This window comes from Pseudomonas sp. AK181 (assembly GCF_051122975.1).
Taxonomy (GTDB): Bacteria; Pseudomonadota; Gammaproteobacteria; order Pseudomonadales; family Pseudomonadaceae; genus Aquipseudomonas; species Aquipseudomonas lactis.
This window is the reverse complement of the sequence record NZ_CP146348.1, coordinates 4,715,095-4,729,033: the sequence shown is the minus strand read 5'-3', so window position 1 is coordinate 4,729,033 and position 13,939 is coordinate 4,715,095. Positions and strand designations below refer to the sequence as shown.

Annotated in this window: 14 protein-coding genes; 6 read left to right on the top strand and 8 right to left on the bottom strand. The window is 61.4% G+C overall.

What is annotated here, in order from left to right; genetic code table 11:
- Positions 1-802 precede the first annotated feature (802 nt).
- Both V8689_RS21575 and V8689_RS21570 read left to right on the top strand, forming a co-directional pair.
- Positions 803-1,528 carry a response regulator gene (locus V8689_RS21575; RefSeq protein WP_032895658.1) on the top strand — a complete coding sequence of 242 codons (726 nt, stop codon included), beginning with the start codon at positions 803-805 and terminating at the stop codon, positions 1,526-1,528.
- Positions 1,525-3,135 (top strand): ATP-binding protein, encoded by a 1,611-nt coding sequence (locus tag V8689_RS21570; RefSeq protein WP_056786933.1) that lies wholly within the window; start codon positions 1,525-1,527, stop codon positions 3,133-3,135. Before V8689_RS21575 ends, V8689_RS21570 begins: the two co-directional genes overlap by 4 nt.
- Before the next feature lie 103 nt (positions 3,136-3,238).
- Here the strand turns inward: V8689_RS21570 and V8689_RS21565 are convergent, their stop codons facing one another.
- Entirely contained in the window at positions 3,239-3,955 is a 717-nt protein-coding gene (locus tag V8689_RS21565) for a 4'-phosphopantetheinyl transferase family protein (protein WP_056786930.1), read from the bottom strand.
- Positions 3,956-4,093: 138 nt separating this feature from the next.
- Here V8689_RS21565 and V8689_RS21560 point away from each other — a divergent pair, with 138 nt between their 5' ends.
- From V8689_RS21560 to V8689_RS21550, 3 genes are read left to right on the top strand one after another with little or no spacing between them, the layout of a single operon-like run.
- Positions 4,094-4,402, top strand: coding sequence for a hypothetical protein (locus V8689_RS21560; RefSeq protein ID WP_003193560.1), 309 nt, complete (start codon positions 4,094-4,096; stop codon positions 4,400-4,402).
- Positions 4,403-4,420: 18 nt separating this feature from the next.
- On the top strand, positions 4,421-5,098 hold the full coding sequence (locus tag V8689_RS21555; protein WP_003193559.1) for a response regulator: 678 nt from the start codon (positions 4,421-4,423) through the stop codon (positions 5,096-5,098).
- Entirely contained in the window at positions 5,095-6,441 is a 1,347-nt protein-coding gene (locus V8689_RS21550; protein WP_019817208.1) for an ATP-binding protein, read from the top strand. Before V8689_RS21555 ends, V8689_RS21550 begins: the two co-directional genes overlap by 4 nt.
- A 598-nt stretch (positions 6,442-7,039) precedes the next feature.
- On the opposite strand, the gene V8689_RS21545 is transcribed toward V8689_RS21550, so the two are convergent.
- From V8689_RS21545 to V8689_RS21535, 3 genes are all read right to left on the bottom strand, one after another.
- Positions 7,040-8,653: an NAD(P)/FAD-dependent oxidoreductase gene (locus V8689_RS21545; protein ID WP_056786927.1), complete on the bottom strand. Its 1,614-nt coding sequence runs from the start codon at positions 8,651-8,653 to the stop codon at positions 7,040-7,042.
- An 85-nt stretch (positions 8,654-8,738) separates the two neighbouring features.
- Positions 8,739-9,410, bottom strand: coding sequence for a COG3650 family protein (locus V8689_RS21540; protein WP_056786925.1), 672 nt, complete (start codon positions 9,408-9,410; stop codon positions 8,739-8,741).
- A 96-nt stretch (positions 9,411-9,506) separates the two neighbouring features.
- Positions 9,507-10,106, bottom strand: coding sequence for a short chain dehydrogenase (locus V8689_RS21535; protein WP_056786923.1), 600 nt, complete (start codon positions 10,104-10,106; stop codon positions 9,507-9,509).
- Positions 10,107-10,323: 217 nt separating this feature from the next.
- Here V8689_RS21535 and V8689_RS21530 point away from each other — a divergent pair, with 217 nt between their 5' ends.
- Positions 10,324-11,238, top strand: coding sequence for a LysR family transcriptional regulator (locus tag V8689_RS21530; RefSeq protein WP_056786920.1), 915 nt, complete (start codon positions 10,324-10,326; stop codon positions 11,236-11,238).
- On the opposite strand, the gene V8689_RS21525 is transcribed toward V8689_RS21530, so the two are convergent.
- Genes V8689_RS21525 through V8689_RS21510 form a run of 4 tightly spaced genes read right to left on the bottom strand, consistent with a single transcriptional unit; the run spans position 11,229 to position 13,681 of the window.
- Positions 11,229-11,714 (bottom strand): DoxX family protein, encoded by a 486-nt coding sequence (locus V8689_RS21525; protein WP_056786916.1) that lies wholly within the window; start codon positions 11,712-11,714, stop codon positions 11,229-11,231. The two genes, V8689_RS21530 and V8689_RS21525, sit on opposite strands and share 10 nt — an antisense overlap.
- Positions 11,711-12,487 (bottom strand): HvfC/BufC N-terminal domain-containing protein, encoded by a 777-nt coding sequence (locus tag V8689_RS21520; RefSeq protein ID WP_056786914.1) that lies wholly within the window; start codon positions 12,485-12,487, stop codon positions 11,711-11,713. The genes V8689_RS21525 and V8689_RS21520 overlap by 4 nt, the downstream gene beginning before the upstream one ends.
- Entirely contained in the window at positions 12,484-13,362 is an 879-nt protein-coding gene (gene bufB, locus V8689_RS21515; RefSeq protein WP_056786911.1) for an MNIO family bufferin maturase, read from the bottom strand. The genes V8689_RS21520 and bufB overlap by 4 nt, the downstream gene beginning before the upstream one ends.
- A 22-nt stretch (positions 13,363-13,384) precedes the next feature.
- On the bottom strand, positions 13,385-13,681 hold the full coding sequence (locus tag V8689_RS21510; protein WP_056786908.1) for a BufA1 family periplasmic bufferin-type metallophore: 297 nt from the start codon (positions 13,679-13,681) through the stop codon (positions 13,385-13,387).
- Positions 13,682-13,939: the final 258 nt, after the last annotated feature.

The window sequence follows — 13,939 nt, the reverse complement described above, 5'->3', positions numbered from 1 at the left end:
GTCCTGAAGCACTTACAGCAGGCCTGGGCCTGGCATAACAACTTCGGGACAGGAGGAAGGGAGCTCATCGCGCCGCTTCCATGCCGAAGTCTTTGGTTCGGGGCCGGGGAGCCCTTCGCCGTATTCCTGGTGGGTGACAGTGGCCCTATTCAAGCCCTGCAACACCCGTACCGTTTTCTGCCAATCGGGCTGGAAAACGGTTGCCATCCGCGTGCGCGGTTTGGGCTTTCAAAAAATGCTTTGGTTCAACCAAACGCGAGCAAGAAAGCGCTTGAGTTTCTTGCCGGATATGTGTTTGGTCTTTTCGCTGAAAACCCTACATGTAGGGTTTTTTTAGCGCCGAGGTACAAGATAATGCGTTTTGGGGGGCTTAGCAACGCACTACCTGTGGATAACGCTGTGGGTAAAATGTGTATGAATCATGGAACACCCGTGTAGGCCGCATTACTACTGGATTACACCGTTTGTCACCGAATATTCCCGGGTAGAAACTGCCGGCGGGAATTTTGAGGGCGCGAACCCTACCACAAAAAATCGCCATGACCGAATGGATTTCCCGGCTTGTGTTCAAGGGCGGGTGCATGGCTACAATCGGCCTTTGTTATGCCCTCAAAACATGACAAACAGGCTATGCCTGCTGAAGATCAATATGTGGGAGCTGGCTTGCCTGCGATGGCGGTGTATCAGCCACCCACAGGCTCGCTGACCCACCGCCATCGCAGGCAAGCCAGCTCCCACACCGACCGTATTTCACATTCGATTGTGTCGGTCAGAAGAAATTCTAATAACAACGAGGTAGCGCATGGAGCAAGAAGCCTGGCAGATACTGATCGTCGAGGACGACGAGCGACTCGCCGAGTTGACCCGTGAGTACCTGGAAAGCAACGGCCTGCGCGTGTCGGTAGAAGGCGATGGTGCCAAGGCCGTGGCGCGCATCATCGCCGAGCAGCCGGACCTTGTGATCCTCGACCTGATGCTGCCCGGCGAAGACGGCCTGAGCATCTGCCGCAAGGTGCGCGAGCGTTATGACGGCGTGATCCTGATGCTCACCGCGCGCACCGACGACATGGACCAGGTGCTGGGCCTGGACATGGGCGCCGACGACTATGTGTGCAAACCCGTGCGCCCGCGTTTGTTGCTGGCGCGTATCCAGGCGCTGCTGCGCCGCAGCGAACCGGTGTTGCCCGTTGCAGTGGAAACCCAGCGCCGCCTGCAGTTTGGCCCGCTGGTGGTGGACAATGCCTTGCGCGAAGCCTGGTTGCAGGAAGGCAGCATCGAACTGACCAGCGCGGAATTCGACCTCTTGTGGCTGCTGGTTGCGAACGCCGGGCGCATCCTGTCCCGCGAAGAAATCTTCATCGCCCTGCGCGGCATCGGTTATGACGGCCAGGATCGCTCTATTGACGTGCGTATCTCGCGCATTCGGCCAAAGATCGGCGACGATCCGATCCATCCACGCCTGATCAAGACCATTCGCAGCAAAGGCTACCTGTTCGTCCCCGAAGCCGCTGCCGATATGCCGCTGTGAACTCGATCTTCCTGCGCATCTACGGCGGCATGTGCGCGGCGCTGATCCTGGTGGCGTTGCTCGGCGCCCTGGCGCTGCACCTGCTTAATGACGTGCGCAGCGGCCAGTACCGTGAGCGCCTGGCCCACGGCACCTTTGCGTTGATGGGCGATAACCTGCAACCCATGAGCGCCATTGAACGCCAGCGCGCCTTGGCGGTGTGGGAGCGTTTGCTGGGCATTCCGCTGGAGCTGCGCACGTTCACCGACGCCCAATTGGACCTGGGCCAGCGCAACCGTCTGCAACGCGGCCAGGTCCTGGTGGAACAGACCGGCCCCCACGCCGCGCGGGTGCTGCGGTTGGTCAGCGAGCAAGAGCAATTGGTGCTCACCGGCGAAGTGCAGCAGATCAGCGAGCAATTGGCCCGTGCGACTATTTACCTGCTGGCCGACGAACTGGTGCGTTTCCCGGTGGCCGAACAGCCCCAGCGCCTGGCCGACATTAAACACGCCAAGGGTTTTGGTTTTGAAATGCACCTGACGGCCCTTGACCAGGCCGACATGGACGACGACCAGCGTCGTCGCGTGGCGGAGGGCGATACGGTGATGGCGCTGGGCAAGGGCGGCGATTCGATTCGCGTGTTTGCCGGCATGGTCGGCACCCCGTGGGTGCTGGAGATCGGCCCGCTGTACCAGATGAACCCGTACCCGGCGCAATGGCTGATCCTGATCACATTGATCGGCCTGACCCTGATCGGCTTGATCGTCTATCTGCTGGTGCGTCAGCTGGAGCGCCGGCTCAAAGGCCTGGAGGCGGCGGCCACGCGTATCGCCAAGGGCAACCTGGAAGTGTGCGTACCCGCTCGCGGTGCCGACTCGGTCGGACGCCTGGCGGCAGCTTTCAATGGCATGGCCGAGCACTTGCAGCAATTGCTGGCGATTCAGCGCGAGCTGGTGCGGGCGGTGTCTCACGAGCTGCGCACACCGGTCGCGCGCCTGCGCTTTGGCCTGGAGATGATCGGTGACGCCGCCACGCCCGAAGCCCGGCGCAAATACCTGGAAGGCATGGACGGCGATATTCAGGACCTCGATGGCCTGGTGGACGAGATGCTCACTTATGCCCGCTTGGAGCAGGGTGCGCCGGAGCTGAGCTTCCAGCGCGTGGACCTTAATGCATTGCTCGACCAGGTGATTGGCGAATTGTCGCCATTGCGCCCGCAGGTCACCGTCACCCGGGGTATTTGCCTGTCCTCGGCGCATTGGAATGACGCCTGGGTCGATGCCGAACCGCGCTACCTGCACCGCGCCCTGCAAAACCTGGTGAGTAACGCCATGCGCCATGCCAAGGGCCAGGTGCTGATCAGTTATCAGGTAGGGCAGGTGCGTTGTCGCATCGATGTGGAAGACGACGGCCCCGGCGTGCCGGAAAGCGCCTGGGAGCGGATCTTCACGCCGTTCCTGCGCTTGGACGACAGCCGTACCCGCGCCTCGGGCGGGCATGGCCTGGGCTTGTCGATCGTGCGGCGGATTATCTATTGGCACGGCGGGCGGGCGTTGATCAGCAAGAGCAACAACCTGGGCGGGGCGTGCTTCAGCCTGAGCTGGCCCAGAGATCAAGATAAACCCTGAAACCCAACTGTAGGAGCGAGCTTGCTCGCGAAAAACCTCAACGATAACGCGTGCTGCCTGAATAAACGCGGCGCCTGAGAGTTTTTCGCGAGCAAGCTCGCTCCTACATGGCGATAGCCACCAGGCTCAACAACTGCTTCCCTTGCACCACAAACTGCCCTTCCAGCTCTCTGCCATGCTTCCATTCTTGCGAAAGATCGGTCAGCAACCGCAACCGCACCCTCCCAGCCGCTGACCACTCCAACACCTCGGCATGCTCGAAATAAAAGCGCTTGTGCACGATCGGATAGAGCGCCTTGAACAGGCTTTCCTTCACCGAAAACGTCAGCGTCACCAGCAAGGCCTGTTGCGCACGGGGCAGGGCGGCCATGCGCTGCAGCTCGTCGGCCGTCAAAATTTCCCCGGCCAGGCGTTCGGCCCGTTCCAGTGACAGCAAATGCTCCAGGTCCATGCCCAGCCCGCGCCATTGAGCCTTGTGCCCGACAATCGCCGCAGCGTGCCCGGTGCTGTGGGTGATGGAACCACTGATATGCCCTGGCCAGACCGGGGCGCGGTCTTCGCCGATCGCCGGGATGCAGTGCAGATGATCGAGTCGTTGCAGCGCTTCGCGTGCGCACAGGCGGCCGGCGAGAAATTCCGCCTGGCGCTTGGCGACCGAGCGTTGGATGCTCGCCGGCGGCGGCACATCGCAGCGCTGGAAATCGCCTGGGCTCAATAAAGCCGGGTCGAATCGCGTGCTCAAAAACACCGTGCCCGGCAAGGGAACCGGCAACGGCCAATGATCATCGAGTGGGGTGCAGCAAGCGGGTAGGGGCGTCATGCGCGGTATTTTGCCGAGTTGGCGCGCCAGTGGATAGCCCGGTGCGGTTCAGCTGCGGTTCAGAGCCTGTTCAGGGGGAGTTCAGGGGCGCCTGCGTAGTCTGGACCCCACAGCCCAAACGCGTATGAGGTAACCACCATGACTGCGATCAAAAAGCTGATGTTGGCCTTGACCATGCTTGGCGCCACTGCCGGCGTGCAGGCGTCCGATGGCGCCTTTGCGGCCTTTGGCAGCGAGAAAACCAAGAAATCCAGCAACCTGATCCATCGTGTCAGCTTCGAAGACGCCGGCACCCAGGCCGCGCCGTGGGGCCAGGCCCTGGGCGCTACCCCTGCGCAACCCGACTATCGCAGCGGCTACGCGCACCTGACCGGCCACTACAATGGCATAAAACTGCGCCCCCAAGAGCTGCAGGGCCGCTATGATATCCCCCTGTCGGCTAGTTGAATTGCAGTGGAGAACCTTATGAAATTGCTGGTGGTGGAAGATGAGGCGCTGCTGCGTCATCACCTGTTTACCCGCCTGACCGACAGCGGGCATGTGGTCGAAGCCGTGGCCAATGCCGAAGAAGCCCTGTACCAGACCGGCCAGTTCAACCATGATTTGGCGATCATCGACCTTGGCCTGCCCGGTATGGGCGGCCTGGACCTGATTCGCCAGTTGCGCACCCAGACCAAGACCTTCCCGATCCTGATCCTGACCGCCCGCGGCAACTGGCAGGACAAGGTGGAAGGCCTGGCGGCCGGGGCAGACGACTACGTGGTCAAACCGTTCCAGTTCGAAGAGCTGGAGGCGCGCATGAACGCCTTGCTGCGCCGCTCCAGCGGTTTTACCCAATCGACTATTGTTGCCGGGCCGCTGTTGCTGGACCTCAACCGCAAGCAAGCCTCCCTGGACGAGCAACCCCTGGCGCTGACCGCCTACGAGTATCGGATCCTCGAATACTTGATGCGTCATCATCAGCAAGTGGTCGCCAAGGACCGCTTGATGGAGCAACTGTACCCGGATGACGACGAGCGCGATCCAAACGTGATCGAAGTGCTGGTCGGCCGCCTGCGTCGCAAGCTGGAAGGCCCGGCCGGGTTCAAACCGATCGATACCGTGCGTGGCCTGGGCTACCTGTTCAATGAGCGCTGCCGTTGATTCGTTCGCTACGTGTGCGCCTGATGCTGGCGGCCGCCACCCTGGCCGTGCTGTTTATGCTCGGCTTGTTGCCGGCCATGCAAGGCGCATTCAGCCTGGCGCTGCAGGATTCCATCGAACAGCGCCTGGCGTCGGACGTGACCACGCTGATTTCCGCGGCGCGGGTCGACAATAACCGCCTGCTGATGCCGGCGCAGTTGCCCGATGAGCGTTTCAACCTCACCGACAGTCGGCTGTTGGGCTATATCTACGACCGTGAAGGCCATCTGGTATGGCGCTCGCGGGCGACCCAGGAAGAAAACATCAACTACAAACCGCGCTACGACGGGCGCGGCAACGAGTTTGCGCGCATTCGCGAGGCCAATGGCCAGGAATTTTTTGTGTATGACGTCGAGGTGCGGCTGCTGGGAGGCAAGAGCGCGGCGTTCAGCATTGTCGCCCTGCAGCCGGTACGCGAATACCAACTGACCCTCGAAGGCCTGCGCGAGAACCTCTACCTCGGGTTCGGCGCCGCTTTGTTGGTGTTGTTGACGCTGTTGTGGCTGGGCCTGACCTGGGGCCTGCAAGCCCTGCGGCGCCTGAGCCATGAACTCGACCAGATCGAAGGCGGCACCCGCGAAAGCCTCAGCGAAGAACACCCCCGCGAACTGCTGCGCCTGACCGGCTCCCTCAACCGTTTGCTGCACAGCGAGCGCGAACAGCGTGCGCGCTACCGCGACTCCCTCGATGACTTGGCCCACAGCCTGAAAACGCCACTGGCGGTGTTGCAGGGCGTGAGCGAAGACATGGCCCAGCGCCCCGAAGAACGTAGCCAGGCGTGGGTGCTGCAATCGCAGATCGAACGCATGAGCCAGCAGATCGGTTACCAGTTGCAGCGTGCCAGCCTGCGTAAAAGTGGCCTGGTGCGTCACCAGGTACGCCTGGAACCGGTGGTGCAAAGCCTGTGCGATACATTGGAAAAGGTTTATCGCGACAAGCGGGTCACCGTGACGTTTGATCTGCCGCAGGCCTGCGAGGTGCCCATCGAAAAGGGCGCGTTGCTTGAAATGCTCGGCAACCTGCTGGAAAACGCCTACCGCCTGTGCCTCAAGCAAGTGCGTATCAGCCTGGTGGAAAACCTGGATGGCATTGAGCTGTGTATCGAAGACGACGGCCCTGGCGTGCCACCGGACCAGCGTGCACGGATCCTGCAGCGCGGCGAACGGCTCGACCGCCAGCACCCGGGGCAGGGCATAGGGCTGGCGGTGGTCAAGGACATCATCGAAAGCTATCACGCGCGGTTGACGCTGGGGGATTCAGCGTTGGGTGGGGCGGCGTTCAGGATTCACTTTCCTGCCTTGTGATCTGCACTGGCCTCATCGCAGCATGGTATCTACACAACTCTGTAGCGCTCAATGGTAACCACGATGCGAAGCGAGTCGCTCTTGATCTTGATCTGCTTGTGATCTTGATCTTAAGCGCCCCGTTAAACCACGCTGGCCGTAATTCGACAGTGATTTGGGGGGTAAACCGGCAGGGATGCCGGTTTAGCCGCCCCGCGCCATGGATGGCGCGTGGCGGCGGCCCCCCAAATCACTGGCGGATTACGGGCACACCGAGCCTAAGCGAGGTGCCGAGTGGTGGGGCAAGAGCGTTTTGCTTACTTTTGCGCTTTTCAAAAGTGAGCCGCTGTCAGAGCGGAACCCTAGGTGGCCGTTACCTAAATAATGGATATGTACGCGGTCAGACCCAACATCTTGATCGGCTGTCAGGCCGCCTTCGCGAGCAAGCCCGCTCCCACATTTGGATCGCCGGGCGTCAAGTAGATATGCACTGGCCGCCGGGGCCGTCACGGGAGCAAGCTCCCTCGCCACAGGTCCAGCGTCGCACCAGAGTTGTGTAGATACCTATGCTCATCGCAGGCAAGCCACACATTGGATGTATGCTTGCCGCCAGTGTGCTTTAGGCCTCGATGCCGAGCATATCCCGCGCCAGCGCCTCGGCGATCCGGATCCCGTCGACACCCGCCGATAGAATCCCACCGGCATACCCCGCGCCTTCACCGGCCGGGAACAAGCCTTTGACGTTCAGGCTCTGCATCGACTCATTGCGGGTAATGCGCAACGGGGACGAGGTGCGGGTCTCGATGCCGGTCAGCACCGCATCGTGCAGCGAGTAGCCTTTGATCTGCTTCTCGAACGCCGGCAAGGCTTCGCGGATGGCTTCGATGGCGAAGTCCGGCAAAGCAAGTGCCAGATCACCCAACGACACGCCAGGTTTGTAGGACGGCTCCACACTGCCTAGCGCGGTGGAGGGCTTGCCGGCGATGAAGTCGCCCACCAGTTGCGCGGGGGCCTCGTAGTTACTGCCGCCGAGGATGTAGGCGTGGGACTCCAGGCGTTCCTGCAACTCGATACCGGCCAACGGGCCGCCCGGGTAATCCACCTCGGGGGTGATGCCTACCACGATGCCCGAGTTGGCATTGCGCTCGTTACGCGAGTACTGGCTCATACCGTTGGTCACGACGCGATGAGGTTCCGAGGTCGCAGCCACGACGGTGCCGCCCGGGCACATGCAGAAGCTGTAGACCGAACGGCCATTCTTGGCGTGGTGCACCAGCTTGTAGTCCGCTGCGCCCAGCTTCGGGTGGCCAGCGTATTTGCCCAGGCGCGCGGCGTCGATCAGCGACTGCGGGTGCTCGATACGGAAACCCACCGAGAACGGCTTGGCTTCCATGTACACGCCACGGTCGTGGAACATGCGGAAGGTGTCACGGGCGCTGTGGCCCAGGGCAAGAATCACGTGTTTGGAGAGGATCTGCTCGCCGCCGTCGATGACCACGCCGTTCAACTGGCCGTCTTCGATCAGCACGTCGGTGACCCGCTGTTCGAAGCGCACTTCACCGCCCAGGGCGATGATCTGCTCGCGCATGTTTTCCACCACGCCGGTCAGGCGGAAGGTACCGATGTGCGGCTTGCTGACGTAGAGGATTTCTTCCGGCGCACCGGCCTTGACGAACTCGTGCAGCACTTTGCGACCGTGGAATTTCGGGTCCTTGATCTGGCTGTACAGCTTGCCGTCGGAGAAGGTGCCTGCGCCGCCTTCACCGAATTGCACGTTGGACTCGGGGTTGAGCACGCTTTTGCGCCACAGGCCCCAGGTGTCCTTGGTGCGTTGGCGCACTTCCTTGCCGCGCTCGAGAATGATCGGCTTGAAGCCCATCTGTGCCAGCAGCAGCCCGGCGAAAATCCCGCAGGGGCCAAAGCCCACCACGATTGGCCGCTCAACCAGGCCTTCCGGCGCCTGGCCCACCACCTTGTAGCTGACGTCCGGTGCCGGGTTGACGTTGCGGTCGTCGGCAAACTTGAGCAGCAGGGCGGCTTCGCCCTTCACGTTCAGGTCAACGGTGTAGATGAAGCACAGCTCAGAAGTCTTTTTACGCGCATCGTAGCTGCGCTTGAACAGGGTGAAATCGAGCAGGTCATCACTGGCGATGCCCAGGCGCTGCACGATGGCAGTGCGCAGGTCTTCTTCGGGATGGTCGATGGGCAGCTTGAGTTCGGTGATTCGTAACATGACAGGGTCCGGTAGGCGGCGGGCAAGGAGGCCGGCTGTTTTGCAAACCGGCGATTATAAGCCCCAATGGCAACTTTCCGTCAGGTTAATCGTCCCGCGAGCCGCCGAACGCCGCGCAACCACGCTGCACCTGGCCGTTCACGCGCAACTCGGCGCTCATGTGTTGCAGGCTGCCGCTTACACTGTCGACGCAGCGCTGGGGCGCCACCCACAGTTCGATGTGCTGGTTATTGGCTTCGGTCATCAGGTTGAAGCGGCCATCGCCCAGTTGCTCCTCAACGTACGGCACTGCCAAAGGTGGCTGGCCCTCGCGTTCCAGCACCATGCCCTTGGCCGTGACATTCATTGCCCAGGCGGGTTTATGGCCGTTGGCCCGCAGGATCATGCGCTTGAAGTCCGGGTCGGAGCAGGCTGAGGTCGAGCGTTCGACGCGATACAGCTGTTGCAGGTCCACTGAACCCTGGGTGCCGCTGGCGACCCCGGAAAACTTGCCACGCAGGTCGGCAAACAGCATGCCCTGCTGGCCGGCCAGCGAGGCCGCTTCCTGCAGGACGCTGGTGCCACCGGTGTCGTTGACCACGTAGCTACGCTGGTCGCCACACGGCTGGAACAGCAGTTTGCCGTCCACCGCGGTCAACTCACCCTGCATACGGGTCAGCCCGACAGTCGATGGCTTGGCCGGCTCGCTTTCAAACACTTGGCAAGCGGCGAACAGAGGAAGCAAGGCAAACAGGGCGAGGGTACGGGCGGCGCGCATTATCGGGTCTCCAGGCAAGTGCCGCCACGTTACGCAGGCTGGCCGTGCATCACAAGCCCGCTTGCCAGCTTCAGGCGTTTCTTACGGATATCACCTTCAACCTACGATAAAGGTCTGACCGGTTTGCAGGCCCTCGACGCTTTTTGCGTAAGCCAGCGCCACATCGGCGGCGGGGGCAGGTTTGTAGCCACGGAAATAAGGGGCATAGCTGCCCATGGCTTCCAGCAACACCGTCGGGCTGACCGAGTTGATGCGCAGGCCGCGTGGCAACTCAATGGCCGCCGCTTTGACGAAGGCGTCCAATGCACCGTTGACCAATGCCGCGCTAGCGCCAGTGCGGATCGGATCACGGTTCAGAATGCCGCTGGTGAACGTGAACGAAGCGCCATCGTTGGCGTATTCACGGCCGATCAACAGCAGGTTGACCTGGCCCATCAGCTTGTCACGCAGGCCCAGTTCGAAATCGCTGTCGTGCATGTCTGCCAGGGGCACGAAGTTGACGCTGCCTGCCGCGCAGATCAGGGCGTCGAACTTGCCGGTCTGCTCGAACAGCCTGCGGATCGAGGCGCTATCGCTGATGTCTACCTGGAAGTCGCCGCTGGTGCGACCGATGCTGATCACTTCGTGACGCTGAGCCAGTTCCGCCTTGACCGCTGAACCGATGGTGCCGCTGGCACCGATCAATAGGATTTTCATTGTGCTGTTCCTCTGGGCTGATGCCCTGTAGGAGCGAGCTTGCTCGCGAAGAACGTCAACGATCACGCGGTAAAACTGACTACACGGCGGCGATCTTGAGTTTTTCGCGAGCAAGCTCGCTCCTACAGGGGTATGGGTTCGCACTCAGTCTAGTGTGGCTTTTTAGCTGGATAAACGCGCTAATAGGCAACCTTTGGTTTTCAAATGGAAACAATCCATGAGCGAAATGGATGACCTGGCGGCGTTCGCCGTGCTGATCGAGGCCGGCAGTTTTACCGTGGCGGCCGCACAATTGGGCTGCAGCAAAGGGCAGTTGTCCAAGCGCATCAGCCAGTTGGAAGCGCAGTTCGCCGTGGTCCTGCTGCATCGCACCACGCGCAAGCTGAGCCTCACCGCTGCGGGTGCGGCGTTGCTGCCCCAGGCACAAGCGTTGGTGGTGCAGGTGGAACGCGCCCGCCAGGCATTGGCGCGACTCAAAGATGATTTGGCCGGCCCTGTGCGTATGACCGTCCCGGTGTCGTTGGGCGAAACCTTCTTCGATGGTTTGTTGCTGGAATTCTCCAAGCAATATCCCCAGGTGCAGATCGAGCTGGAGCTCAATAACAGCTACCGAGACTTGGCACGCGATGGCTTTGACTTGGGCGTACGCTCCGGCGCCATCGAACATGAACGCCTGGTGGCCAAACCCTTGCTGGCCTGGCATGAAATGACCTGCGCCAGCCCGGCTTATCTGGAACAGCATGGCGAACCACAGACCCCGGCGGACCTGGCGGCGCACAGCTGTCTGCTCAACAGCCATTACAGCGGCCGCGAGGAATGGTTGTACCACCAGCAACACGAACTGCTGCGGGTAAAGGTGAGCGGCACCTTCGCCTCCAATCACTACAACCTGCTGAAAAAAGCCGCGTTGGTCGGCGCCGGTATTGCCCGCCTGCCGTCCTACGTTCTACCGGCGGAGCTGGCTGACGGCCGATTGCGCTGGCTGCTGCGCGACTATCAGACACGCAGCATGCCGATGTACCTGGTGCATCCCTATCAGGGCGGCCTGCCACGGCGTACCCAGGTGTTGGCCGACTACCTGGTGGGCTGGTTCAAGCGCAGCGGCGAGGCACTGGATCGGCTTCAGCGATAGCGACGGGCAATCAGGTGGTCGATGGACAGCCAACCCGGCCCTTTGGCAAGCAACAGCAATAACAGCGCAAGCCAGGTGCCGTGAGTGGGATAGGCGTCGGGGTAGACGAACAGCTGGATGGTCAGGGTCATGCCGATCAAGGCCAGGGCCGAAAAGCGCGTGGCGAACCCCAGCAGGATCAATACCGGAAAAAAGTGCTCGGCAAAGGTTGCCAGGTGCGCGGCCACCTGCGGCGACAGCAGAGGCAGTTGGTATTCGCTGCGAAACAAAAACAGGGTCGAGGCGGCAAGTTTGGGCTCGCCCCATTGGAAGGTGCCGCTGATCAGATCAATAGCAAAGCCTTCGACCTTGGTCTGCCCGGACTTCCAGAACACCGCCGCAATGGAGAAGCGCGCGATAAAGGCGATCAGGCTGTAGGGGATTTTTTCAAACAGTGCGACGGTTCGCTTTACCAGGCAGGGAGCGGGAATGTTCATGGCAATACCTCGGGTTGCAGGTGCAAATGGGTGATGGCGTCGTGGCTGATCAACAGCGTGAGACATTGGTGCAAATCGAATTCGGTGGCGGCTTGCAGGGCATCAGCGATGGCCATTTCCAGCCCGGCGCCTTGGATGAGGCGGTTGATAAAGGTCACTGATCCGCTGTCGACAGCGAATACCTTGACCGCCAACCCTTGGCGCAAGACCAGCGCGCTTTGGGCATACCAGGGGTTCAAGCTGGCGACGGCCCCGTCGGTCTGGTGCGCCGCCCAAACCGATACCACCGCGTAGGAAGATTCCAGCGTGGCGAGTGACGGATGCAGTCGTACACGCAGTTGCCCCAGTTGCGCGCAACCTTGAAGTTGCTCAAGTACGCTGTGCTGATCCAAGACCTGGCAATCCGCCGCGTGATAAGCGCGAACCCGTAAGCGTTCCAGCCGGGCGACATCGGCCAGGTAGGGCACGCTTGAGGCCGGTTCGAAAGCCTGGATAAAGTCTGCGAACGTGCTGCCGTACTCACTGATCAACGGGCTGATAGGCGGGTGGGCCTGGACATACAGGCCGGCCATGGCGCGGAAAAACTCCTCGCCGACCAGTTGCCGTGCCACCGGGTAGGCGGCTGCCAAAGCATTGATCAACGCGCTATGGACATTGTTTCGATACACCGCAAAGCGGCTCGCCGGCTCGGCACCGTTGCTGCTGAACACGCCCTCGGGGCAGTTGGCGTCCGGCGCCAGCAATGCCAGGGCAAATGCCTGCTGAATACTCATCGGGCCACCTCTGACAAATACCCTTCGGCCTGTCTGGCCTCTGCTTGCAACACGCTGAACGCGGGCACCTGGTTGTCCCGCTCGATCAGTGTTGCCACCGCTCCCGTCCGTGCCAATACCTGTGCGTACAACTGCCACACGGCGTTATCGATCGGCGCGCCGTGGTCATCGATCAGCAAGCGATCGCCCAGGCTGTCGGTGTCTTCGGCAAAACCGGCCAGATGAATCTCACCCACTGTGTGCAATGGCAGGGCATCGATGTAGGCCAACGGGTCGCGCTGGTGATTGATGCAGGACACGTAGACGTTGTTGACGTCGAGCAGCAGGCCGCAACCGGTACGGCGGACGATCTCGCTGATGAAGTCGGTTTCGTCCAGGGTAGAGCGCTGGAACTGCAGATAGGTGGACGGGTTTTCCAACAGCATCGGGCGCTTGAGCGTGCTTTGTACCTGGTCGACGTGTGCGCACACCCGGTCCAGGGTGCTGGCGTCGTAGGCCAGGGGTAGCAAGTCGTTGAGAAACACCGGGCCGTGGCTGGACCAGGCCAGGTGTTCGGAAAAAGACTGGGGTTGATAGCGTTCGATCAGCGTGGCCAGGCGTGCCAGGTGCTCGCGGTCCAGAGGGCCTTCGCCGCCGATGGACAGGCCAACGCCGTGCAGTGACAGGGGGTACTGCGCACGAATCAACCCCAGGTAGTGATGAAACGGGCCGCCGGCCACCATGTAGTTTTCGGCGTGTACTTCGAAAAAACCGATGTCGGGGCGGGTCTCGAGCACCTCGGTGAAGTGCTCGGTCTTGAGCCCCAGCCCGGCCCGAGAGGGCAGGCCGGGCACCTGAGCCGGTGAGACCGCGTGTTGGGCTTTAAGCGTCATCATCAGTACTCAGGCTGCGCGGGGGTCAGGATTTGGCGGTGAAGGCCGCTTCCTGGCCAAAACCGGTCGGTGAGGTGGTGCTTGGGGTCTGGGTGCACGTGCCGGCGGGGACCAGCTTCCAGGCATTGGCCTGGTCTTTGGTTTTGGAGGTGCCCGCGCAGGAAGTGCCGGCGCCTGCGGCGCAATCATTCTTGCCGGCTTCAGCCACGCCGTAGCACTTCTGCATGTCGTCGGCCGCGTGGGCGGTGGTGGTCAGGGCGGAGAGGCTCAGGGCAGAACCGAGGGCCAGAACGAGGGTGGCAGCGGACAGTTTGGTGGTCATGATGTGTCTCCAGCAGTGGTTGAATGCGCAGGCTTGATTGCCTGCATGCACCACTAGAGAAAGGGGGAGGGAATTCGTTACAAGGCCATCGAAAAAAACTGCAAACAACACATATTTATTTTTACCAAAAAAATGAGAACTGGCTTGTGTGGGAGTCGGGCTTGCCCGCGATGCAGGCACCTCGGTGCTTCAGATACACCGAGGTGATGCTATCGCAGGCAAGCCAGCTCCCACACAAGCCAGCTCCCATTTTAGAAC

Bases quoted from the DNA above. Each gene is read 5' to 3' on its own strand.
- V8689_RS21575 (WP_032895658.1), top strand. From the start codon at position 803: ATGGAGCAAGAAGCCTGGCAGATACTGATCGTCGAGGACGACGAGCGA.
- V8689_RS21565 (WP_056786930.1), bottom strand. From the start codon at position 3,955: ATGACGCCCCTACCCGCTTGCTGCACCCCACTCGATGATCATTGGCCG.
- V8689_RS21560 (WP_003193560.1), top strand. From the start codon at position 4,094: ATGACTGCGATCAAAAAGCTGATGTTGGCCTTGACCATGCTTGGCGCC.
- V8689_RS21555 (WP_003193559.1), top strand. From the start codon at position 4,421: ATGAAATTGCTGGTGGTGGAAGATGAGGCGCTGCTGCGTCATCACCTG.
- V8689_RS21545 (WP_056786927.1), bottom strand. From the start codon at position 8,653: ATGTTACGAATCACCGAACTCAAGCTGCCCATCGACCATCCCGAAGAA.
- V8689_RS21540 (WP_056786925.1), bottom strand. From the start codon at position 9,410: ATGCGCGCCGCCCGTACCCTCGCCCTGTTTGCCTTGCTTCCTCTGTTC.
- V8689_RS21535 (WP_056786923.1), bottom strand. From the start codon at position 10,106: ATGAAAATCCTATTGATCGGTGCCAGCGGCACCATCGGTTCAGCGGTC.
- V8689_RS21530 (WP_056786920.1), top strand. From the start codon at position 10,324: ATGAGCGAAATGGATGACCTGGCGGCGTTCGCCGTGCTGATCGAGGCC.
- V8689_RS21525 (WP_056786916.1), bottom strand. From the start codon at position 11,714: ATGAACATTCCCGCTCCCTGCCTGGTAAAGCGAACCGTCGCACTGTTT.
- V8689_RS21520 (WP_056786914.1), bottom strand. From the start codon at position 12,487: ATGAGTATTCAGCAGGCATTTGCCCTGGCATTGCTGGCGCCGGACGCC.
- bufB (WP_056786911.1), bottom strand. From the start codon at position 13,362: ATGATGACGCTTAAAGCCCAACACGCGGTCTCACCGGCTCAGGTGCCC.
- V8689_RS21510 (WP_056786908.1), bottom strand. From the start codon at position 13,681: ATGACCACCAAACTGTCCGCTGCCACCCTCGTTCTGGCCCTCGGTTCT.